The sequence below is a fragment of the Sagittula sp. P11 genome, from assembly GCF_002814095.1.
Taxonomy (GTDB): Bacteria; Pseudomonadota; Alphaproteobacteria; order Rhodobacterales; family Rhodobacteraceae; genus Sagittula.
This window is the reverse complement of record NZ_CP021914.1, coordinates 18,542-38,623: the sequence shown is the minus strand read 5'-3', so window position 1 is coordinate 38,623 and position 20,082 is coordinate 18,542. Positions and strand designations below refer to the sequence as shown.

Here is a 20,082-nt window from a genome sequence, read left to right as displayed (position 1 = left end):
ATTGCGCCTCCGCTCGCGGCGCAACATGACTTCTTTGGTGCGGGGTCGGACATCTGAGAACTTGCCGTATAGGGAAAAGCCCGTGATTGCTCGGCCATCCGGCGGGTCGTGTCAACGGGCGGCAAGGGACTGCCCTTGGCGTCGCGGGTTGATCGCCTTTCAGCGCGCTTGGCTGCCCGGACTGCGCCGACCATGTGGCGCCGGTCCGGACCAGCTAATGGGCACGCCGTTCAGAACAAGTTAAACCGCGGCACGGCACAACGCATTCCGGTGGGTCACCTTTCCGTAGCGGGCCACCAAACCGATGAAGCAATCTACACGCTAGCGCCTCCAGGTCCGTATTCCGTCATGCGTCACTGTTCTTGATCAAAGGCACGCAAAGGCTGACGCATGTGCCTGACTCGACCTCTTCCAGTTTCACACTGCCGTGGTGCCGGCGCATGACCTGCTCCACGATGGCCAGACCGAGGCCCGTTCCTTCGCCGTTCTGAAGCTGCGAAAAGCGGCGGAATGCGATTTCCGCCTGATCGAGCGGGATGCCCACCCCGTCGTCCTTCACAGTGATCACCGCCTCCCCGTCGCGGCGGGCGGTGACCACCTTGATCCGTGTCATCCCGTTGCCACCATGGCGCAGGGCGTTCTCCACCAGATTGGTAAGCGCCTCACCCAACAGAATGGGGTCGCCTTCCACATCCAGCGCGGCCTCCGACCGTTCCAGCGCAAAGTCGATCTCGCGGGACAGAACCGCCGGAGCAAGGCTGCTGCAGACGTCTTCGACCACATCGTTGAGGTCGAAGCGCGTGACCGGCGCGGCGACATCGTACCGGAGGCGCTCAAGCGACAACAACTGGTTCGCCAGCCGGGCGGACACACGGGCGGCGGCGATGAGTTCGGCCTGTCGGGCAGCCCGTTCCTTCTCGTCGCGGACATCGGGCAACGTCTCGGCCAGCGCCAGAAGCGCAGCAGCCGGGTTCCGCAACTGGTGCGCGGCGTCGGAAATGAAGGACTGGTGCACCTCGATACTGTCCCGCACCTGCCCAAGCAGGCGGTTCAGGGTCGAGACCACACCCGCGACCTCCTTGGGCACGGGGCGGCGGATGCGACCGAGGTCATCCGGAGACCGTTGCCGGATCGCCTCCTGGAGGTCGTTGAGCGGACGCAGGCCGATCTGGACGCCGAACCAGACCACCAGTGCCAGCGCCGCCATCAGGCCCGCCATCAGGGCAATCGCCCGAAGCGCCAGTTCGCGTGCAAAAGCCTGACGGTCACTGACCCGCTGCCAGACGGTCACGACCGTCTCGCCCGACAGGTTGCCGATTGTGCGGTTCTCGATCATGCGCAGGACGCGCATCTCTTCGCCCCGGTAATTGGCGAAGTAGTAGCTGGGCAAGTCGCTGTCCGTCGTCTCGGCGGCCCGTGGCGGATAGGCATAGCCGGTCACGTAATAGCCGCCCGGCCCGGTGACATGGTAGAAGATCTCCCCGCCGCCCGCGTCCGAGATAAAGCTGCGTGTGCTGGGAGACAGGGCGTCCCCTTCGGAGATCGCGACGTCCCGCGAAATCGCGAGCGCCGCCGCCAGCAGGCTGCGGTCGAACAACTCTTCGGATGTCCGCTGCGCCGCCTCGAAACGCCACAGGCCAAGCAGGACGGACACCACAAGCAGGGGCGGCAGGATCACCAGGAACAGCCGCAACCGCAGTGACATCGCCTTGCGGGTCACCCGCCTGCGCGGACTATGCACCATCGACTTCCAGCATGTAGCCCAGGCCCCGGGCTGTCTTGATGCGGATGCCGAAGGGTTCGAGCCGTTTCCGCAGACGCGAGACATGCGGCTCGATCGCACTGTCCTCGGCGTCCGACCCGATACCGTAGACGTGGCTGATCAACTGCGCCTTCGACACGAGCCTCCCGCGCCGTTCCAGCAGGCACTCCAGCGTGGCGATTTCCTTGCGCGGGATATAGAGCGGCTGTTCGTCCTGCAGAAGCTGGCGCCCGGTGCGGTCGAAGACCAGCGGGCCAAGCTTGTCACGTGCCGCGAACTCGATGTTCTTGCGCCGGGCCATGGCGCGCAGGCGGGCTTCCAGTTCGTCCATCTCGAACGGCTTGGTCAGGTAGTCGTCCGCCCCGGCGTCCAGCCCCGCCACCCGCTCCGCCGTCTCGGACCGCGCGGTCAACAGGATGACCGGCGTCCCGTCCCCGCGGCGCCGCAGGGCCCGCAGGACCGAGAGACCGTCCATGCCCGGCAGGTTCAGGTCCAGAACCACGAGGTCCGCGCCTTCCTGCGCAAGGAAAGCATCGGCTTCAGCGCCGTCATAAAGGAGGTCCACCGAGTGCCCCCGGTCCCGCAGACGGAATGCAATGCCGTGTGCCAGGGCCTCGTTGTCTTCTATGACCGCGATCCGCATGGTTACTTCTTTGTCATGTTGCGCAAGTTTCGCGCAAGGTTGGAACGGCATGGTGCAGCCGTTGGAGGAGGGAATCATTCCCTTGAAAAGATAACATCTGACGTGCCGGAGGTTCATCCGGCACGGTCAAGGTCTACGGGAGGACACCAATGACCATCAAGAACCTTGCAACCTCTGTTGCTGCACTCGCCCTCATGTCGGCACCGGCCCTGGCCGAAGTGGACTTCTCCGGGAAGACGATCGAATGGGTCATCCCGTTCTCGGAAACCGGCGGTTCGGCCAAGTGGGCGAACTTCTTTGCACCGCTGCTGGCGCAGGAACTGCCGGGCAACCCGACCGTCGTGGTCAAGTTCATGCCGGGCGCAGGCTCGACCAAGGGCGCCAACTGGTTCCAGGAGCAGGAACACAACGACGGCACGCTGCTGTTCGGCACCTCCGGGTCGACGCAGTTCCCCTACCTGCTCAACGATCCGCGGGTGCGCTACGAGTATAACGACTGGATCCCGGTCATGGCCTCCGGCACCGGTGGCGTGGCCTACCTGAACCCCGAGGACGGCGCGAAGTTCGACGGCACCGCCAACGCGCTGAAGGACGTGGACCTGATCTTCGGCTCGCAGGGCGCGACCGGTCTCGACCTCGTGCCGCTGCTGGCCTGGAAGATGCTGGGGATGAGCGTCGAGCCCGTCTTCGGCATCAAGGGCCGGGGTGACGGCCGCCTGATGTTCGAGCGTGGCGAAGCCACCATCGACTACCAGACCTCTTCCGGCTACCTGTCGGGCGCCGCGGATCTGGTCGCTGCCGGAACTGCCGTGCCGATGATGAGCTGGGGCGCGCTGGACGAGAACAACCAGATCGTCCGCGATCCGACCTTCCCGGACATGCCGTCCTTCAAGGAAGTCTGCGCGGCAACCGAGGGCTGCGAGACCGAGGGCGTGGCTTGGGACGCATGGAAGGCTTTCTTCATCTCCGGCTACCCGTCGCAGAAGATCGCCTTCCTGCCCAAGGGCACACCGCAGGACGTGGTCGACACCTATGTCGCCGCTTTCGAAGCCGTGCGCGCCCGTCCCGACTTTGCCGAGATCTCGTCGAACGAAGTTGGCGAGTACCCGATGTTCGTGGGTGAAGGTGCCGTCAAGGCCACCAAGGAAGCCACGACCGTGACGCCCGAGGCCAAGGAGTACGTCATCGACTGGCTCAAGGACTCCTACGGTGTGACGATCGAGTAATCGGCGTCCCCGCGGGCCCCGCCACTGCGGCTGGGGCCCGCAGCCTTTCTACCTCCTGAAAATTCAACCGAAAGAACGGTGCGATGGATCTCTTCGCGACCGCCCTGCCGGCGCTTGCCGACGCATGGGCTCTCATTCTGCAACCTGTCGTCCTGGGATACCTTGTCCTGGGCGTGGTCATGGGCCTTGCAGTCGGTGTGTTTCCCGGCCTCGGCGGCATCGCCGGGCTGTCGCTGCTGCTGCCCTTCATGTTCGGCATGGAACCGGTTCTCGGCCTCGCGCTGATGATCGGCATGGTGGCCGTGGTCCCGACCTCGGACACATTCTCATCGGTGCTCATGGGCATCCCGGGCTCATCGGCCTCTCAGGCCACGGTGCTCGACGGCTTCCCGCTGGCGCGCAAGGGTCAGGCGGCGCGGGCGCTGTCGGCGGCCTTCACCGCCTCGCTCTTCGGCGGCCTTGTCGGAGCAGTGTTCCTGACGCTCTTCATCGTCGTGGCGCGGCCGCTTGTGCTGGCCTTTGGCCTGCCGGAAATGCTGATGATCTCCATCCTCGGCCTCTCGATGGTAGCAGTTCTCGCGGGCCGCGTCGCGCTCAAGGGGCTGGCGGCGGCTGGCCTCGGCATGCTGATCGGCACCATCGGTGTCGCCGACGCAGGCGGCTCGCTGCGTATGGCGAGCTATGACTTTCCCTACCTCACGGACGGCCTGCAGCTGGTGATCGTGGGACTCGGCATCTTTGCCGTGCCCGAGATCGTCTCGCTCCTGCGGCAAGACCGGTCCATCGCAAAGGACGCGTCGCTCGGCGCGGGCTGGATGGACGGCGTGCGCGACTGGTTCGCCAACAAGTGGCTGTCGGTGCGCTGCTCGCTGATCGGCGTGCTGGTCGGCGTGATCCCCGGCCTCGGCGGCTCTGTCGTCGACTGGATCGCCTACGGCCACGCGGTGCAGACCACCAAGGACAAGTCGAACTTCGGCAAGGGCGAGATCCGCGGCGTGATCGGGCCGGAAAGCTCTAACAACGCCAAGGAGGGCGGCGGCCTCGTCCCCACCCTGCTCTTCGGCATCCCAGGCTCCGGCTCGATGGCGATCTTCATCGGTGCCATTGCGCTGCTCGGCTCCGGTGACATCGAGGTCGGCCCGGCGATGCTGCGCGACAACCTCGACATCACTTATTCCATCGTGTGGTTGCTGGCTCTGGCCAACGTCGTCGGCACCCTGCTGTGCATCGGCGTCTCGGGCGGCATCGCCAAGCTGACGACCATTCGTTTCACCTACCTTGCGCCGTTCCTGTTCATGCTGATCGCCTTCGCGGCCTTCCAGTCCGGGCAGAACTTCGAGGACATCCTCGCGCTCTTCGCCATCGGCCTGATCGGCATCTTCCTGCGCCGGTTCGACTGGTCGCGCCCGGCCTTCCTGATCGGCTTCGTGCTCTCGAACCCGGTCGAGAAGTTCTCGAACCAGGCCTTCCAGATCGCGTCGTTCCGCTTCCGCAAGTCGTTCGAGGAAGGGATGGACTACATCTTCTCCCCCATCGTCATCGTGCTGCTGATCGTCACGGTCGTGTCGGTGGTGCTGGGTATTCGGCAAGCCAAGACCATCATGGCCGAAGGCGACGTGAAGGCCGGATCGAAGCGCGCGCCGATCGTCTTCCTTCTGGTGATCCTGGCCTACGTCGTGACCGCGCTGATCAACGCCAACATGATCCCCGACTACAACATGACGGACAAGATCGTACCGCTGGTGATCGGGGGCATCACGCTGGTCGCCCTGCTGATCCTCTTGGCGCAGATGCTGATGCGGCCCGAGGGCGACACCATCTTCGCCGACAAGGAAATGGCGGGTGAGGACGCGGATGCGCCCTACGGCCTCTGGGGCACGCTGGCGTGGTTCGCCGGGCTGATCGCGGCCACCTACGTGCTGGGCTTCATCCTCGCGCTGGCCGGGTTCCTCGTGACCTTCCTGCGGGTCCGGGCACAGGCACCCTGGCCGAAAACGCTGATCCTGACCGCCTGCGGCATCGCGCTGATGTGCGTGATGGCCGGTGCACTCAACCGCGATTTCCCTCCGGGCCTTCTGCAGGACGTCACCGACCTGCCCTGGCCGCTGAACTGATCCCCGGGAGACAATGACATGACACAGACAGGCATCCCCTACGTCTTCATGCGGGGCGGGACCTCGCGCGGGCCCTATTTCAACCGCGCCGACCTGCCGGAGGACCGCGAAACGCTGGCCGAGGTTCTGATGGCCGCCGTCGGCGCGGGCCACGCGATCAACATCGACGGCATCGGCGGCGGCGTGGCGGTGACCACGAAGGTCGCCATGCTGTCGCCGTCGGACGACGACTGGGCGGACGTGGACTACTTCTTTGCCCAGGTTTCGGTGGCGGACCGGCTGGTCGACTTCAAACCCACCTGCGGCAACATCCTGTCGGGCGTCGGCCCGGCGGCGATCGAGATGGGCCTCGTCACCGCCACCGGGAACGAGACGGAGATCAGGATCCGCGCCGTCAACACCGGGGCAAAGGTGCTGGCCCGGGTCCAGACGCCCGGCGGCGTACTGCGCTACGATGGCGAGACGGAGATCGCCGGAGTACCCGGGGGGGCCGCACCGATTGCGCTCAACTTCATGGGCGTGGTGGGATCCTCGACCGGGGCGTTCCTGCCCACGGGCAACCTGCGCGACACTTTCGACGGTATCGAGGTCACCTGCATGGACGTGGCCATGCCCATGGTGATCGGCCGCGCTGCGGACTTCGGCCTGACCGGATACGAGAGCGCCGAGGCGCTGGACGCGAACAGGGACTTCTTTGCCCGGATGGAGGCCGTGCGCCTTCGGGCGGGCGCGGCCATGGGCATGGGCGACGTGGCGCAATCGGTCACGCCGAAGTTCGGCCTGTTGGCCCCCGCCAACGACGGTGGCACGATCTGCACGCGCTACTTCATGCCCTGGACGACGCACCCGTCGATGGCGGTGACCGGGTCGCAGTGCCTCGCCTCCTGCGCGCTGACCCCCGGCACCGTCGCGGACGGCCTGCTGGAGCGGCCCACCGAGAGCCCGGCCAACGTCGTTCTCGAACATGCGTCCGGCACCATCGAGGTGCTGGTGGATTTCGACATGAACAACCACTTCACGCTGAACTCCGCCGGGCTGCTGCGCACCGCTCGCAAGCTCGCGGACGGGCACATCTACGTGCCCGCTTCGATCTGGAAAGGGCGCTGACATGCCGATGATGAACCTGCTCGTGGCTTTCAACGGCTCTGACGGCTCGGTCGCCGCGCTGCGCTATGCGGCGTCGCTGGCGGACCGGCTGGGCGCGCATGTCACCGCCATGCTGGCGCACAGTTCGCACGAGGTGATCGACAAGCGGTCGCGCTGGATCCCGAAGGAGGCGCGGGCGCTGCTCGACGCGGCCAACTCGGACATCCTACGCGAGATCGAAGCGAAGTTCGAAACGGAACGCACGGCCCTCGGGTTGGCCAACGCGCTTCAGCTGAAGGAAGTCACCGGCCGCGTCGACAACGTCCTGTCCGAGGCCGCACGGCATTACGACATGCTGATCGTGGGCAGCCATGCCGACACCGACGACGAGCATGTGACGCTGCACCCGGACCGCATCGCGCTGATGTCCGGGCGCCCGGTGGTCGTCGTGCCCGCGGGCTATGACGGCGGCGGCGGCCTCAGCCACTCCGCGCTGGCATGGGACGGTGGCCGCGCCGCGGCGCGCGCCCTGTCAGACAGCCTGCGCCTGATCGAGGACGACGGACGTGTCAGCGTCCTGACCGTCGGTCCGCGCACCGCATGGCCGATCGAGGACCTGATGACCCACCTCTCCCGTCACGGGGTCGAGGCCGTGCACGAGGAATGGCCCACGTCGCACCCCGTGGCCCCTACCCTTCTCGGCTGGTGCCAGAAACATCGGCCCTCCCTGCTTGTGCTCGGTGCCTTCGAGCATTCGAAGTTCCGTGAAGACCTGCTTGGCGGTGTCACCTCCGAGGTCCTGGCGCAGATCGATATCCCCGTACTCCTGTCGCACTGAGGAGCCCCGAATGAGCGATTACGAAAAACTGAGCCGCGTGCGCCGCGATCTGGAAGAGATCCGCAGCGACCTATCACAGCGGATCGCCAAAGACGGTCCCGGCCAGTCCGACCTTCTGATCTTGCACGAACGGGTCAGCCGGGCGATCAAGGCGCTCTCTCCCCAAAGCTGACAGGGCACATCACATGAAGGTCCACATTCTCGACAACTGGTTCGACACGTTGCGGGGGCTGCCCTGCTTCCGCCTGCTCGACGGACATGACGTCACTGTCTGGACCGACCATGAACCCGACGAGGCGGCCCTGGCCGCCCGTCTGGCCGAGGCCGAGTGTGTCGTGCTGTTCCGGGAACGCACGCGGGTCACGCGCGGCCTGCTGGAGCGCCTGCCGAAGCTGCGACTGATCTCCCAACGCGGGGTCTGGCCACATGTAGATGTGGAGGCCTGCACCGACCGGGGTGTGCTGCTCTGCTCCAACAAGGGCGCGGATGGCGCGAATTATGCCGCTGCCGAACTGACCTTCGCCCTGATCCTGTCTGCGATGCGCCAGTTGCCGCAGCAGATGGCCAGCGTCAAGGCGGGCCGGTGGCAGATGGGCGTGGGCCGCACGCTGCGCGGCCGGACGCTGGGTCTGTACGGCTATGGCCGGATCGGTCGCGTCGTGGCGGACTACGCCCGCGCTTTCGGCATGGAGGTGGTCTGGTGGGCCTCCGACGAGGGGCGCGCCCGGGCGCGCGCTGCGGGCGAGCATGTTGCGGATAGCCGGGCCGCCTTCTTCGCCGAAAGCGACGTGGTCTCCCTGCACCTGCGCCTGACCCCGGAGACCCGGGGCATCGTTACCGCAGAGGACCTGTCGCAGATGTCGCCGCGCTCCGTCCTCGTGAACACGTCCCGCGCCGGGTTGATCGCTCCGGGCGCCCTGCTTGCGGGGTTGAACGCGGGCCGCCCGGGCATGGCCGCCATCGACGTCTTCGACACCGAGCCGCTGACCGACGCGCATGACCCGCTGCTGTCGCATCCCAACCTGATCGCCACGCCGCATATCGGCTTTGTCACCGAGGACGAGTTCGACAAGCAGTTCGCCGACATCTTCGATCAGGTGAACGCCTACGCCGCGGGCGCGCCGATCCACATGGTCAATCCTTCCGTCTTCGGGCGATGATCGCTGCCAGCACCGGCGCGCCGACGATCACGATGACGATGCGGGTCAGGTGGTGCGTTATGACAAACCCGAGGTCTGCGCCCGTCACGATGGCCAGCACCGTCATCTCGGCCTGACCGCCGGGCGCGAAGGCAAGGAAAGCGGCAACCGGCTCTCCCAGTCCCAGCCAAGTGACGACACCCGAAAAGGCCGCCGCGAGCACGGCCAATACCATAACGTAGGCGATGCCCGCTGCGACCACGCGGGTCAGTTCCTTCCATGTGACGCCGAGGAACTGCACCCCGATCCCGCAGCCGATGAAGAACTGCGCAAGGAGGATCGCTTCGGCCGGGGGGCGGGCATGGATCACGTCTGTCAGGGACAGGATTGCGGTGACGATCATCGGGCCAAGGATCGACGCGCCGAACAGGCCGATGCGCTCCCCGCCCTTCCAGCCGATCCATGCGGCGGCGACCATGATCAGCAGCTCATGCACCGGCAGGTCGGCGACCGGCGCCCCGATGGGATTGGTCAGACCCACGCCGTAGAAGTGACCGAGGATGAAGGGGGCGAGCGTCACGATGATCAGCACACGCGTGCCATGGACAAGTGACAGCACCCGCGGGTTGGCCCCGGCCTCAGTGCCAAAGATCACCATGTCCTGAAGGCCGCCCGGCATGGCGGCATAATAGGCGGTGGGCCCGTCGAACCCCCAGAGCTTGCGGAAGAACGGCACACCGACCAGCGCGATCACCGCAATGAACAGCGGGATCAGCGCGACGGAGACAGCCATGCGGGGCAGTTGGGCGATGACGTCCGGCGTGATGGAGGCACCGACGGCAACGCCGAGAATCGTGCGGGCCGCCACGGACACCTGCCCGAACCCCTTCAGGGGCAGATGCGCCAGTGCCCCAGCCAGGCAGAAGGCCATCGGGCCGAAGAGAAACGGCAAAGGCAGGCCGCCCAGCCAGAACAGGGCCGTTCCAATCGACGCAAGGACGAGGGTCAGCGCCCGTCGACGCAATACGTGATCCAGAAAATGTATGCGCAAACCGGCCTCCCGAGTCTCTGGCTACGGTAATGGATACCTGTGTATCCATCTGCATACAATATATGTCAGTATGAACGCTGGCCACCGAAGGTGAATACACCTCTGCAAGGCACCGTCGCTTGAAGGATCGCTTCACGCAGGCCCCGGGACGCAAGCGCTTACCCTCCCTCCGGCAGCCGTTCCATCCGGCGTTGCGAGGCACTTCGATCATCAGTTCGGGGCGCCTGTCGTGATCGATGGATCGCACGGATTTACCGATCAGCGGATTGGGCTGGCCAAAAGAATTGCGGACCGCGGCGGCGAATCCCACCGTGCCGATCAGTCATGCGCGGTGAAGTTGCGGCGGCAGGCGTGCTACAGTAAATTTCCTGGGCATGACACGGCACCGCGGAGGTGCGCGCTGCCTTCTTTCATTCTGCCGCCACTTCGGTCCGGATCACGGCTATCGGCGTGCCGTCGCCGCGGGTCATGAGCATCTTCTGGCCGTGGCCGAAGACATGGACGGTATCGCCCTGATTGAGGTTGCCGAGGTAGACGACGTCGCGTTTCCGGACTGGACCAGTGCCCCCTGCCCGCGCATGGGCGGCTGTCGTGGCGATGCGCGAGAAGGCCGGGAAATACAGCAGCCCCACGGTATTGAAATCCAGCGCGGGCACCGGGCGTTCAACATGGATCTCGGTTGCCCGCGCCACGACGGTTCCCCGCAGGCTACGGGCCGTTTCCCGCGCCTGACGATCCAGCGCCAGCAGGGCCGGGTCGGCCGGGGGCAGGTGCATCTGGCCCAGGACAGAGTTGCGATAGATCCGCGTGTTGCAGCCTTGCGTGTCATGGCTGACAAAGGTCGAGATCATGGACAATTCGGCAATCACCGCGCCGTCGACCAGCAGCCGGTGCCGCGACCCGGTGCGCGTCTCGGTCACTGCGAACAGCACGGATGCCACCTTTACATCGCGCCCCAGCAACGACGCGGACGGCTGCAAACTCAGCGACGTGGCGCAGAACGCAGCGTAGACCGGCCGCCCGTCTGCCGCGTGGAACACCGCCTCGCGCTGGCCAAGCGCCTTGGCGATCAGTGCCCAATGCTGATCGCCGCAAAAGCGCAGGACCCATTGCTCGGACAGCCCGTCCGGCGACAGCTGCGCCATGCCAAGCGGTAGGTCGGCGCAGATCTCGACCGGCGCGGGGCGGGCCACAAAGGCGACGACCGCCATCAGGCGACCGCCCGCTTGCTGGTATCCTTCAGTTGCGCGGCGATCTGGTTGGCAAGATAGGCGCTGTCCTCCTCGATCCCCAGGAACCGGCCCGAGCCCCAGGTGTTCAGCCAGCCCAGGCCGATGAAGTGGAAACCGTGCACATCCGTGACACCGCGGTGGAACTTCGGTTTGCCCCGCGCGTCGAAGACATCGACTTCGATCCAGGAATAGTCCGGACGGAACCCTATGGCCCAGAGGACCGACGCGATACCGGCCTCCTTGATGTCCAGTTCCGTGCGCTCGGATTCCGGCTCCCAGACCTTGACGAAAGGGGGCTCTTCGGGCGCGTCGATGCCGGTCCGGGCGATGTAGCTGTCGATCTGGTCGCGGATGCCGACGTAGCTGCGGTCGGCGTCGTCGAGGTTCTTGGCGAGGTCGGGCAGGAATTCCAGCCTGCGCCCGTCCATGTTCGCCAGAGAGCCATACAGCTCGACCCCGTGATCCACATGCCACTTGCGCAGGTCAATCTCCTTCCCGCCGTCGCGGCCGGACATGTAGTGGTTGGTCTGCGTCATCGCCTTCACCGGGTCGGGATGGGTGTCGATGGTGACCCTGTAATGCCCGGCGTCGTGCAGCCAGTCGGTCGCGTCGCGGCCGCGATACTTGCGCGGGCTGCGCGGCGCGGGGCCGACGGCAAGGTGTACGCCCCGCCCTGCCCTTACGAAATCCTCCATGATCTGCACGCCGGATTGACCGGTGCCCACGATCAGCACGTCGCCTTCCGGGAGTTGCGCCGGGTTGCGGTAATCGACCGAGTGCATCTGCACGATGGTCGGGTCCAGCGCCTCGGCATAGGCGGGCTCGATGGGCTTGTCATAGCCGCCCGTGGCGATCACCACCTGATCACAGGTCCATGTGCCGATGGTCGTCTCGACCACGTACCCGCCCTGCGGATGATGCGCGATGCGGGTCACCGTGACATGTTCGTAGAGGTTCGGCTCGAAGGTCGCGGCGAATGCGTCGAGATACGTGGTGATATCCTCGCGCAGCATGAAACCGTCAGGGTCGGTACCGCCGAATTCCTTGTCGTAGTGGAATCCGGGCAGACGGCATTGCCAGTTCGGCGTGACAAGGCAGAAGCTGTCCCACCGGTTCACACGCCAGGAATGGAATTTCTCGTGGCGTTCGAAGACGACGCTTTCGATGCCCTTCTTTTGCAGCTGACAGGCCACGGAAAGGCCGGCCTGACCGCCGCCGACAATCGCGACAGCGACATGCGGGATGTTTGCGTTTTTCATGGTCTCGGTCCTTTTCATGCGATCGACAGGCAGGTGACCTGCGCGTCGGGCTGCCCTTCGAAATCGGCGACCCGCCGTTCGATCCGGTCGAGCTGATCCATCGCGGAAGAGCAGGCGAAGCCGTATTTGCGTTCGACCCGGTTAGAGGCGCGCTCCATCGCGATCCGGGCTCGCAGCAAGAAGTCCGGCAGCGGGTAGCTTTGCCCCGGAGTGAACAATTCGGTGATGACGCTCGACGGGGAATAGCAGCGCTCTTCGCTGCCATCGGGCCAGCGCAGGGTCCAGTGCATCTCAGGCATCGGCTCGCTCCTTTCGGGACGGCGACAAGTATGGTGTCTGGGCATGGTCCCAGAACAATGCGGTCTCATGGTCGCGTTGCAGGCGAAGGTCGGAACCTTCGGTAATGCTGCCGATGGGGTCGGCCCAGATGCCGCGCCCCCGGAAGGCAAGGCAGACCTCGGCCGCGTGCTCCGGCGCGACAGAGAGCAGGAATCCGAAGCTGGGGAAGCTGTGCAGCCAGCGCAGCAATGACACATCGGCGGGCGGCAGGATGCTGTCGAGGTCGAGCACTGCACCCACACCCGAGCTTTCGCAGAGCATGAGCGCAGTCCCCGCGATGCCGCCCTGGCTGATGTCTTTGCCAGCGCGCAGCAATCCTGCCTCGGCGAGCGAGGGCAACAGCGCCAGATCACCGCGCAGGCGGTCGTGTGGTGCGTCGAGAGCGGCACAGAAATTGTCGAAGTTCACGTAGCGGCCCCGGTGGTCGATGGCGGCCAGCAGCACGTCGCCGGGGAGGGCATCGAAGCTGGTCACAGGTGCTCGGGCCTTGCCCAGCACCGACACGGCGAGGTTCAGTTCGGCAGCCGCAAAGTTGGTATGGCCACCTACCAGAGGCACGCCATAGGCCGTGGCGGCATCACGCAGCCCCTTCATCAAGGGCGCGGCAAGATCGGCATTCGGGGCCCAGACCTGGTCGATCAGCGCCGTGGCCCGACCGCCCATCGCGGCGATATCCGACAGGTTCACCATGACCCCGCACCAGCCCGCGAACCACGGGTCGGCCTGAACGAAGGCGGGGATGAAGCCCTCCCCCGCGAAGAGGTCAAAGCCCTCCACCGTTTCGATCATCGCCGCATCGTCGCCCGGGCGGCCGGGCGCGCTGGCGGTCAGCCCCAGCATCCCGGCGGCCTGAGCAATCCCCAGCTTGGACCGGATCGCCGGGTGCGCGCGCAGAGCCTCGGCCATATCAGCCAGCGTTTCGGTCATGCCCGCCGCCCCGGCTTCATGAACCAGCCCGCCGTCGGGTCGTCACAGGGCGGATAATGCGCCAGGTCGGCGGACATGCGTGCATGCGGCACGCCGTGCAGTTCGACCTCTTCCAGCACGGTCCATTTCAACCGGCGGAACAGCGGCACGTTCTGTATCTGCACATGCGCCAGAAAGGTGTGACAGCCGCGCGCATTTGCCGTGCAGACCGCAAGGCGGATCAGTTCGGTCCCCAGCCGCCCGACCTGCCGAAAATCGCAGTCCACCGCCAGCCGCGATCCCCACCAGAGGCCCGGGCTGTCCTCGTGGATGCGCACCGTGCCGACCACCTCATCGGCCTCGTGCGCATAGGTGGACAGTGCCACCAAATGCGTGGCGACCAGGTCGATCTCGTCGCGGTCGTGGTCCTTGAAGATCGCCTGTTCCTCGACGAAGACCTTTCGGCGCAATGCCTCGGCTCCGCGCGCCTCGAAGGGTTTTGACGCCGCGCGGATGTAGTAGCCGGGGCATTGGAACAGGTGCGGCTCAAGCTCGATCATGCCGGCACCTTCAGCTTTTCATAGGTCGACAGGGCCGAACACGCGCCGCATTTGCCGCACCCGGCCTTGATGTCTTCGGACCGGATGCCCGCGCGTACGATCATCTCGCCCAGCGGGCGCAGGATCGAGGCCATGAATTCGGGCTTCGGAGCCGGATGGCTTTCGAGCGGCGTGCCCGAGATTGGCACAAACGGCACGACAAAGGGATAGACGCCCATGTCGCACAGCTTCTGCCCCATCTCGAGGATCGCCTCTCGCGTGTCGCCGAGACCGGCGAGGATGTAGGTGGAGACCTGCGCGCGGCCAAACACCTTCACCGCCGCCTCGAAGCTGGACATGTATTTCTCCAGCGGCACGGTGGCCTTACCCGGCATGATCCGCTCGCGCACCTCCTGCGTGACCGCCTCCAGATGCATGCCAAGCGCGTCGATCCCGGCATCCTTCATCCGCTGGTGCCAGATGTCGTCGTCGGGCGGCTCGCACTGGCCCTGCAAGGGCAGGTCGACGGCGGCCTTGATGGCGCGGGCGCTGTCTACCATGACCGCCGCACCGCGATCCTTGCCCCTCGGCGTGCCGGTGGTCAGCACCATGTGCTTCACGCCGTCCAGCTCGACGGCGGCCTTGGCGACCTCGGCAAGCTGTTCGGGCGTCTTGTGGGCGATGGTGCGCCCGGCGGCGAGGCTCTGGCCGATGGCACAGAACTGGCAGGTCTTCTTGCGGCTTTCGTAACGGATGCAGGTCTGCAGCACGGTCGTCGCCAGAACGTCACGCGAATGCAGGACGGCGATCTGGCTGTAAGGAATGCCGTCTGCGGTCTTCAGGTCGTAGAACCTCGGCCGCGTGGGAAAGCGCACCTTGGCGATCTCGATGCCGTCACGGGTCACACGGGCCTCCCCGCCCGCATCCGGCGGCTCGACCAGAAACGGAGACTCGAAGGCAGGCGCGGTGTGCACCGGGACCATCACGGTCGTTTCGCCGATTGTGATGGCCTTGTGGTCCGAGGGCCCTGCCCCGCCGCGCCGCGCCTCGTGGCCAGCCCGCGGGTCGACCAGCCGCATGCCGTGGGATTGCAGATCGTTGATCAGGTCGGCATCAGACATGGCTCGGTTCCTTTTCGTCGAGATCGCCTTGGGCGGGAGGGTGCGGCACGGCGGCGGCCTCAAAGGCCACGCGTGTTTCGGCGGGCCGCCTGTCATGCACGAGGTGCAGCAGCTCTGGCCGGGCATAGTGGCCGACGCTGTCCATCATGCGCTTGCGCTTGGTGATCAGCTTCATGTCCAGATCGGCGATCAGGATGCCTTCGCCCTCGGTCAACGGCGGGGCGAGGTGGCGACCTTCGGGCGAGATGATGCAGGTCATGCAGCCGTCGCGCATGGCTTTCTGCAGTTTCGGATCGGGATGCAGCGACTGGATCTGCTCTTCGGTCAGCCAGCCGGTGGCGTTGACCACAAAGCATCCCGCCTCGAGCGCGTGGTGGCGCATCGTGACCTCGATCTGTTCGCCAAAGATCGGACCGACCAGAGAGCCAGGGAAATGCGCCGCGTGAATTTCCTCGTGCTGGGTCATCAGCGCGTAACGGGCGAGCGGGTTGTAATGCTCCCAACAGGCCAGAGCGCCGACGCGGCCGACTTTGGTCTCAACGACCTTCAGCCCGGCCCCGTCGCCCTGCCCCCAGACCATGCGCTCATGGTAAGTCGGCGTGATCTTGCGGCGCTTCAGCGCAAGGCTGCCGTCGGCATCGAAGATGAGCTGCGTGTTGTAAAGGGAGCCATGGTCGCGCTCGTTCACGCCCAGCACGACGACAACGCCGCGCTTGCGCGCAGCCTCGGCCACGGCCTGGGTTTCCGGCGAGGGCACGACCACCGCCTGATCATAGAGCTCCAGATGTGCCGCGCCCTGTTGCACGGGGGCAGCACGAAAGAGAAATAGGGGTAATAAGGCACGAAGGTTTCCGGAAAGACGATGAACTCCGCACCTTTCTCGGCGGCTTCGGCGATGGCATTCAGCACCCGCTCGATGGTGCCCGCACGGCCCGTCAGGTCCGGCGCGATCTGCACCGCGGCGGCGCGTATGGTGTCGGTTCTCATGGTCCCTGGTCCTTCCTTATCGTGGAGCAAAGGATCGGAGCCGCGCCGCTGACCGGCACGGCTCCGCATGTCTCACACCGTCCAGGTGTCGAGGATGAAGGCGTTGTCCTTGCGGTGCAGAAGGATGCAATCGAGCACGTCCTGAGGCGCAATCGGAGTGATCCCGGGCAGCAGCGAGGGTTCGCCATGACCGTAGAGCGCCTGCAGGGCAAAGCGGCAGGCGTAGATCTTGCCGCCCTCGGCCATGAACTTCTTGAGATTGGCGGCAAAGTTCTGGTGGCCGGGGAAGGCTTCGTCGCCAAGTGTCGGGAAACCACGCTGGATGCCGAGGGTGACGCCGGGGCCGTAAAGCAGGATCGAGGTCTCGAATCCTTTGCGTTGCAGACGAATTGCCTGCAGAATGTTGACCAAACCGATGGACCCTTCGAAGGCCACCGTATGGAAGGTCACAAGTGCCTTCTCCCCTTCGTCGGCCTTGACGTCTTCGAAGACCTTTTCTTCGTAGTTTACGAAGAAATCGCCGTCCTTATGCGCTTCTTTGGTAACTTCGGGCATCCCATATCTCCTGTTCACTGGATGCCTTCACACTGATCTCGCTACCAAAAATCTATCAATACAACATTCATTTATGCTACATTTTTGCATACAATAAAGCGGCCAAAGGTCGTGTTATTAGGCAGAGCCCGCAATTTCCGGTGAAATTATCCGCGGAAAATCAATCCGCTCCTCGCTGTCGCTGCTGCCGCACCTTCCGCAATCCGTCGCATCCATACAATGCGCTTCAATTCCCCCGAATCATTGGCTATCAACGCCTCAGAACGGAGAACGACATGACTGACTGGACGCCACGGGCCGAAACGAGCGGCAAGCCACGCTACATCGCAATCGCCGACGCGATAGAAAAAGACGTCCGCGACGGGCGACTGTCCCCGGGCACCAGGCTGCCGCCCCAGCGGATGCTTGCGAAACAGTTGGGCATCGACTTCACCACCGTGTCGCGCGGCTACAGCGAGGCGCAGTCCCGCGGCCTTGTCACCAGCCACGTGGGACGCGGCACATTCATCTCCAAACCGACCGAGGCCCCCAACGGTCCCGACCCGCTGCGCCTCGCCGATGAAGACCTGTCGATGAACCTGCCACCGGAGCCCACCGACCCCGGCCTGATCGCCAACATGCGAGCCGGACTGGATTACGTATCTGCCAATCTTCTGCAGCTGCTGCGCTACCAATCCTCGACCGGCTCCGACAAGGACAAGGCGGCGGCGTCAACTTGGCTTAGCCTTCGCGGCATGATCCCCAGCAGCGCACGTCTGGTCATTTCACCGGGCGCGCACAGCACGATCTGCGCCATCCTGACGATCCTGACAGAGCCCGGCGACACCATCCTGTGTGAACAGATCACCTATCCGGGCTTCCGCAACATCGCATCGCGGCGGGGCCTGAACCTTGTCGGAATCGAGATGGACAAGGATGGTATCTTGCCCGACGCCCTGGCGGACGCGATCCGGACGCACGGGCCCAAGGCGCTTTATCTCAACCCGACGCTTCAGAACCCGACGACGCTCACGATCCCCACGGACCGGAGGCTGGCCATCTCGGAGGTGCTGAACAAACACGGGCTGCAGCTGATCGAGGACGATGCCTACGGCTTCATCCCGGCAAAGGCCCCTGCCCCGATTGCCGTGTCGGCGCCGGATCTGACATGGCATATCGGAGGGCTGGCGAAATGCATCGGCGCCGGGCTGCGCCTGGCCTACACGGTGGCGCCCAACGGAAAGCAGGCCTATTCGCTCGGCCAGACGCTCAAAGTGCAGGCCGTGATGCCGTCGCCCATCACCACCGCGCTTGCAACGCAATGGATCGAGGACGGGACCGCCGATCAGATCCGGCGCTTCATCCGGTCAGAAACCTCGGCCCGGCAGGCCATAGCGCGCGAAGTCCTCGAAGGATTCGATTTTCGGGGGGCAGAGAATGCGTTCAACGTCTGGCTGTCCCTGCCGGAGGGCGTCGGAAGGGCCGACGTCGTCGCCCGGATGGCCGGGCGCCCGATCGGCATCATGCCGTCAGACGCGTTCAGCGTGGGAATAACCCCGGGAGATGAAGTGCGCCTGTGCCTTGGCGGATCACTGTCGCGAGAAGCCTTGCGGGCGAACCTCTATTTCCTGGTCAACAGTCTCCAGCACAGCGCGTTTCTTGGCTGATGGCGGGACCGGAAGCGGTCCTGCCAAATCCGTGCATCCCCTTGGCCCATTGAAACGCCACGAACATGCCCTTGACCGGCGGCAGCATCAGGAGCGCGAGAGCGATTGAAGCCGCTGACAACAGGCATGCCACGAGAAGCGGATTGTCCCGAAAGCTTTCGAAGAAGACCGGCAATGCAAAACCCATGAGGTGGCCAACCACAAGGATGGTGACATAGGCTGGGCCATCGTCTGCGCGCTGGGGCGTGAGGTCGTGACCTGCCACGGGATTTTTCCTCCACCGTCGATTAGAGTCCGGCCCAACCTGAGGACGGACAATGAAGCGAACGAGATTCACGGACGAGCAGATCATCGGCATCCTGGCCGAGCATGAGGCCGGCGCGAAGTGCGCCGATCTATGCCGCAAGCACGGCATGTCGGAAGGCACCTTCTACAACTGGAAGGCCAAGTTCGGTGGCATGACGGTATCAGAGGCCAAGCGGCTGAAGGCGCTTGAGGATGAGAACGCCAAGTTGAAGAAGCTTCTGGCCGAACAGATGCTGGATCTGGCGGCGATGAAGGATCTGGTTTCAAAAAAGTGGTAGGGCCCGCGGTGAAGCGCGAAGTCGTCGCCTATCTTCAGGCTGAGCATGGCCTGTCGGAACGGCGGGCCTGCCACATCGTCGGCGCGGATCGCACGATGATCCGCTATCGATCTCAGCGCGCGCCGGACACGGTTCTGCGCGGCCGGTTGCGGGACCTGGCCAACGAGCGTCGGCGGTTCGGCTACCGGCGCCTGTTCGTGCTGCTGCGCCGCGAGGGCGAGCCCTCGGGGATCAATCGGATCTATCGGCTCTACCGCGAAGAAGGGCTGACGGTGCGCAAGCGGAAGGCGCGGCGCAAGGCGGTCGGAACGCGGGCACCGATCCTGGTCGAGGCGCGACCGAACGCCCGTTGGTCATTGGATTTCGTCCATGACCAGTTCGCCAACGGCCAGCGCTTCCGCGTGCTCAACGTGGTCGACGACGTCACCCGGGAATGCCTGGCGGCGATCCCGGACACCTCGATCTCAGGGCGCCGTGTCGCGCGTGAACTGACGGCCCTGATCGAGCGCCGCGGCAAGCCCGGCATGATTGTCAGCGATAATGGGACGGAGCTGACCAGTAACGCGATCCTGCGGTGGTGTTCCGAGCACCGGGTCGAATGGCACTACATCGCGCCGGGCAAGCCGATGCAGAACGGTTTCGTCGAAAGCTTCAACGGCCGGATGCGCGACGAGCTGCTCAACGAGACCATGTTCCGCAATCTGGCCCATGCGCGGATCGTGATCGCAGCCTGGGCTACGGACTACAACACCGAGCGCCCCCATTCGGCCTTGGATTACCAGACCCCGGCTGCCTACGCGCGGACCCTGACCACCGCAATCGCCCGCCCCGCTGCGCGAGATGAAAGCTCCGCGCGCCGGGCGATTGCTCAACCTGCGCCAACCGGCGTAAACACTAACCGGGCTCCGGTCGTGGCTGGATGAAAGTTCAGTGGCAGGTCACGCTCCGAACAGACCGACCGAAGAAATTGACGTTCGATTATTTGACAGCACACTGTCAGAAAATGGAGAGAGCGTAGTCGGCTGACGACCGTTGGCGCCAAAGCGCCTTGGCCG

Annotated in this window: 19 protein-coding genes and 1 pseudogene; 8 read left to right on the top strand and 12 right to left on the bottom strand. The window is 65.0% G+C overall.

Going from position 1 to position 20,082, the window contains the following annotated elements:
• Positions 1-346 precede the first annotated feature (346 nt).
• The gene (locus CDO87_RS22225) at positions 347-1,705 is read right to left on the bottom strand and encodes a sensor histidine kinase (RefSeq protein WP_100931357.1); all 1,359 of its coding nucleotides are present in this window, start codon (positions 1,703-1,705) and stop codon (positions 347-349) included.
• Between the two features lie 28 nt (positions 1,706-1,733).
• The gene (locus CDO87_RS22220) at positions 1,734-2,405 is read right to left on the bottom strand and encodes a response regulator transcription factor (RefSeq protein ID WP_100931109.1); all 672 of its coding nucleotides are present in this window, start codon (positions 2,403-2,405) and stop codon (positions 1,734-1,736) included.
• 149 nt (positions 2,406-2,554) lie between these two features.
• Here CDO87_RS22220 and CDO87_RS22215 point away from each other — a divergent pair, with 149 nt between their 5' ends.
• The 6 genes from CDO87_RS22215 (at position 2,555) to CDO87_RS22195 (ending at position 8,829) form a co-directional block, all read left to right on the top strand.
• On the top strand, positions 2,555-3,631 hold the full coding sequence (locus CDO87_RS22215) for a tricarboxylate transporter (RefSeq protein WP_100931108.1): 1,077 nt from the start codon (positions 2,555-2,557) through the stop codon (positions 3,629-3,631).
• An 83-nt stretch (positions 3,632-3,714) separates the two neighbouring features.
• The gene (locus CDO87_RS22210; protein ID WP_100931107.1) at positions 3,715-5,745 is read left to right on the top strand and encodes a tripartite tricarboxylate transporter permease; all 2,031 of its coding nucleotides are present in this window, start codon (positions 3,715-3,717) and stop codon (positions 5,743-5,745) included.
• Positions 5,746-5,763: 18 nt separating this feature from the next.
• Positions 5,764-6,852, top strand: coding sequence for a 4-oxalomesaconate tautomerase (locus tag CDO87_RS22205; protein WP_100931106.1), 1,089 nt, complete (start codon positions 5,764-5,766; stop codon positions 6,850-6,852).
• 1 nt (position 6,853) lies between these two features.
• A complete protein-coding gene (locus tag CDO87_RS22200; RefSeq protein ID WP_100931105.1) occupies positions 6,854-7,669 on the top strand; it encodes a universal stress protein in 816 nt (271 codons plus the stop codon).
• Between the two features lie 10 nt (positions 7,670-7,679).
• The gene (locus tag CDO87_RS27095; protein WP_198521918.1) at positions 7,680-7,841 is read left to right on the top strand and encodes a hypothetical protein; all 162 of its coding nucleotides are present in this window, start codon (positions 7,680-7,682) and stop codon (positions 7,839-7,841) included.
• Between the two features lie 13 nt (positions 7,842-7,854).
• Positions 7,855-8,829: a D-2-hydroxyacid dehydrogenase family protein gene (locus CDO87_RS22195; protein WP_100931104.1), complete on the top strand. Its 975-nt coding sequence runs from the start codon at positions 7,855-7,857 to the stop codon at positions 8,827-8,829.
• Here the strand turns inward: CDO87_RS22195 and CDO87_RS22190 are convergent.
• The 9 genes and pseudogenes from CDO87_RS22190 to CDO87_RS22150 form a co-directional block, all read right to left on the bottom strand.
• Positions 8,804-9,859: an AbrB family transcriptional regulator gene (locus CDO87_RS22190; protein WP_198521917.1), complete on the bottom strand. Its 1,056-nt coding sequence runs from the start codon at positions 9,857-9,859 to the stop codon at positions 8,804-8,806. The genes CDO87_RS22195 and CDO87_RS22190 overlap by 26 nt on opposite strands.
• A gap of 410 nt (positions 9,860-10,269) precedes the next feature.
• Positions 10,270-11,070 carry a Pnap_2097 family protein gene (locus CDO87_RS22185; protein ID WP_100931103.1) on the bottom strand — a complete coding sequence of 267 codons (801 nt, stop codon included), beginning with the start codon at positions 11,068-11,070 and terminating at the stop codon, positions 10,270-10,272.
• Positions 11,070-12,350 (bottom strand): MSMEG_0569 family flavin-dependent oxidoreductase, encoded by a 1,281-nt coding sequence (locus tag CDO87_RS22180; protein WP_100931102.1) that lies wholly within the window; start codon positions 12,348-12,350, stop codon positions 11,070-11,072. The genes CDO87_RS22185 and CDO87_RS22180 overlap by 1 nt, the downstream gene beginning before the upstream one ends.
• A gap of 14 nt (positions 12,351-12,364) precedes the next feature.
• Positions 12,365-12,649, bottom strand: a complete 285-nt coding sequence (locus CDO87_RS22175; RefSeq protein WP_100931101.1) for an MSMEG_0570 family nitrogen starvation response protein — start codon at positions 12,647-12,649, stop codon at positions 12,365-12,367.
• On the bottom strand, positions 12,642-13,616 hold the full coding sequence (locus tag CDO87_RS22170; protein WP_100931100.1) for a sll0787 family AIR synthase-like protein: 975 nt from the start codon (positions 13,614-13,616) through the stop codon (positions 12,642-12,644). The genes CDO87_RS22175 and CDO87_RS22170 overlap by 8 nt, the downstream gene beginning before the upstream one ends.
• Positions 13,613-14,155 (bottom strand): MSMEG_0567/Sll0786 family nitrogen starvation N-acetyltransferase, encoded by a 543-nt coding sequence (locus tag CDO87_RS22165; protein ID WP_100931099.1) that lies wholly within the window; start codon positions 14,153-14,155, stop codon positions 13,613-13,615. Before CDO87_RS22165 ends, CDO87_RS22170 begins: the two co-directional genes overlap by 4 nt.
• Complete coding sequence (locus CDO87_RS22160) at positions 14,152-15,255, bottom strand: MSMEG_0568 family radical SAM protein (protein WP_100931098.1); 1,104 nt, start codon at positions 15,253-15,255, stop codon at positions 14,152-14,154. Before CDO87_RS22160 ends, CDO87_RS22165 begins: the two co-directional genes overlap by 4 nt.
• Positions 15,248-16,242 (bottom strand): annotated as a pseudogene (locus CDO87_RS22155) (Nit6803 family nitrilase). Before CDO87_RS22155 ends, CDO87_RS22160 begins: the two are co-directional and overlap by 8 nt.
• A 72-nt stretch (positions 16,243-16,314) precedes the next feature.
• Entirely contained in the window at positions 16,315-16,797 is a 483-nt protein-coding gene (locus CDO87_RS22150) for an MSMEG_0572/Sll0783 family nitrogen starvation response protein (RefSeq protein ID WP_100931097.1), read from the bottom strand.
• Positions 16,798-17,072: 275 nt separating this feature from the next.
• On the opposite strand from CDO87_RS22150, the gene CDO87_RS22145 reads away from it, so the two are divergent.
• A complete protein-coding gene (locus CDO87_RS22145; protein WP_100931096.1) occupies positions 17,073-18,443 on the top strand; it encodes a PLP-dependent aminotransferase family protein in 1,371 nt (456 codons plus the stop codon).
• Here CDO87_RS22145 and CDO87_RS22140 read toward each other — a convergent pair.
• Positions 18,409-18,708, bottom strand: coding sequence for a DUF983 domain-containing protein (locus CDO87_RS22140; RefSeq protein ID WP_254698484.1), 300 nt, complete (start codon positions 18,706-18,708; stop codon positions 18,409-18,411). The genes CDO87_RS22145 and CDO87_RS22140 overlap by 35 nt on opposite strands.
• A 52-nt stretch (positions 18,709-18,760) precedes the next feature.
• Between CDO87_RS22140 and CDO87_RS22135 the strand changes: the two genes are divergently transcribed.
• A protein-coding gene (locus tag CDO87_RS22135) for an IS3 family transposase (protein WP_100927447.1) occupies positions 18,761-19,950 on the top strand; the annotation gives its coding sequence in 2 pieces (ribosomal slippage) (positions 18,761-19,013 and positions 19,013-19,950; 1,191 coding nt in all).
• Positions 19,951-20,082: the final 132 nt, after the last annotated feature.

Coding starts and splice junctions, on each gene's coding strand:
- CDO87_RS22225 (WP_100931357.1), bottom strand. CDS start 1,705: ATGTCACTGCGGTTGCGGCTGTTCCTGGTGATCCTGCCGCCCCTGCTT.
- CDO87_RS22220 (WP_100931109.1), bottom strand. CDS start 2,405: ATGCGGATCGCGGTCATAGAAGACAACGAGGCCCTGGCACACGGCATT.
- CDO87_RS22215 (WP_100931108.1), top strand. CDS start 2,555: ATGACCATCAAGAACCTTGCAACCTCTGTTGCTGCACTCGCCCTCATG.
- CDO87_RS22210 (WP_100931107.1), top strand. CDS start 3,715: ATGGATCTCTTCGCGACCGCCCTGCCGGCGCTTGCCGACGCATGGGCT.
- CDO87_RS22205 (WP_100931106.1), top strand. CDS start 5,764: ATGACACAGACAGGCATCCCCTACGTCTTCATGCGGGGCGGGACCTCG.
- CDO87_RS22200 (WP_100931105.1), top strand. CDS start 6,854: ATGCCGATGATGAACCTGCTCGTGGCTTTCAACGGCTCTGACGGCTCG.
- CDO87_RS27095 (WP_198521918.1), top strand. CDS start 7,680: ATGAGCGATTACGAAAAACTGAGCCGCGTGCGCCGCGATCTGGAAGAG.
- CDO87_RS22195 (WP_100931104.1), top strand. CDS start 7,855: ATGAAGGTCCACATTCTCGACAACTGGTTCGACACGTTGCGGGGGCTG.
- CDO87_RS22185 (WP_100931103.1), bottom strand. CDS start 11,070: ATGGCGGTCGTCGCCTTTGTGGCCCGCCCCGCGCCGGTCGAGATCTGC.
- CDO87_RS22180 (WP_100931102.1), bottom strand. CDS start 12,350: ATGAAAAACGCAAACATCCCGCATGTCGCTGTCGCGATTGTCGGCGGC.
- CDO87_RS22175 (WP_100931101.1), bottom strand. CDS start 12,649: ATGCCTGAGATGCACTGGACCCTGCGCTGGCCCGATGGCAGCGAAGAG.
- CDO87_RS22170 (WP_100931100.1), bottom strand. CDS start 13,616: ATGACCGAAACGCTGGCTGATATGGCCGAGGCTCTGCGCGCGCACCCG.
- CDO87_RS22165 (WP_100931099.1), bottom strand. CDS start 14,155: ATGATCGAGCTTGAGCCGCACCTGTTCCAATGCCCCGGCTACTACATC.
- CDO87_RS22160 (WP_100931098.1), bottom strand. CDS start 15,255: ATGTCTGATGCCGACCTGATCAACGATCTGCAATCCCACGGCATGCGG.
- CDO87_RS22150 (WP_100931097.1), bottom strand. CDS start 16,797: ATGCCCGAAGTTACCAAAGAAGCGCATAAGGACGGCGATTTCTTCGTA.
- CDO87_RS22145 (WP_100931096.1), top strand. CDS start 17,073: ATGACTGACTGGACGCCACGGGCCGAAACGAGCGGCAAGCCACGCTAC.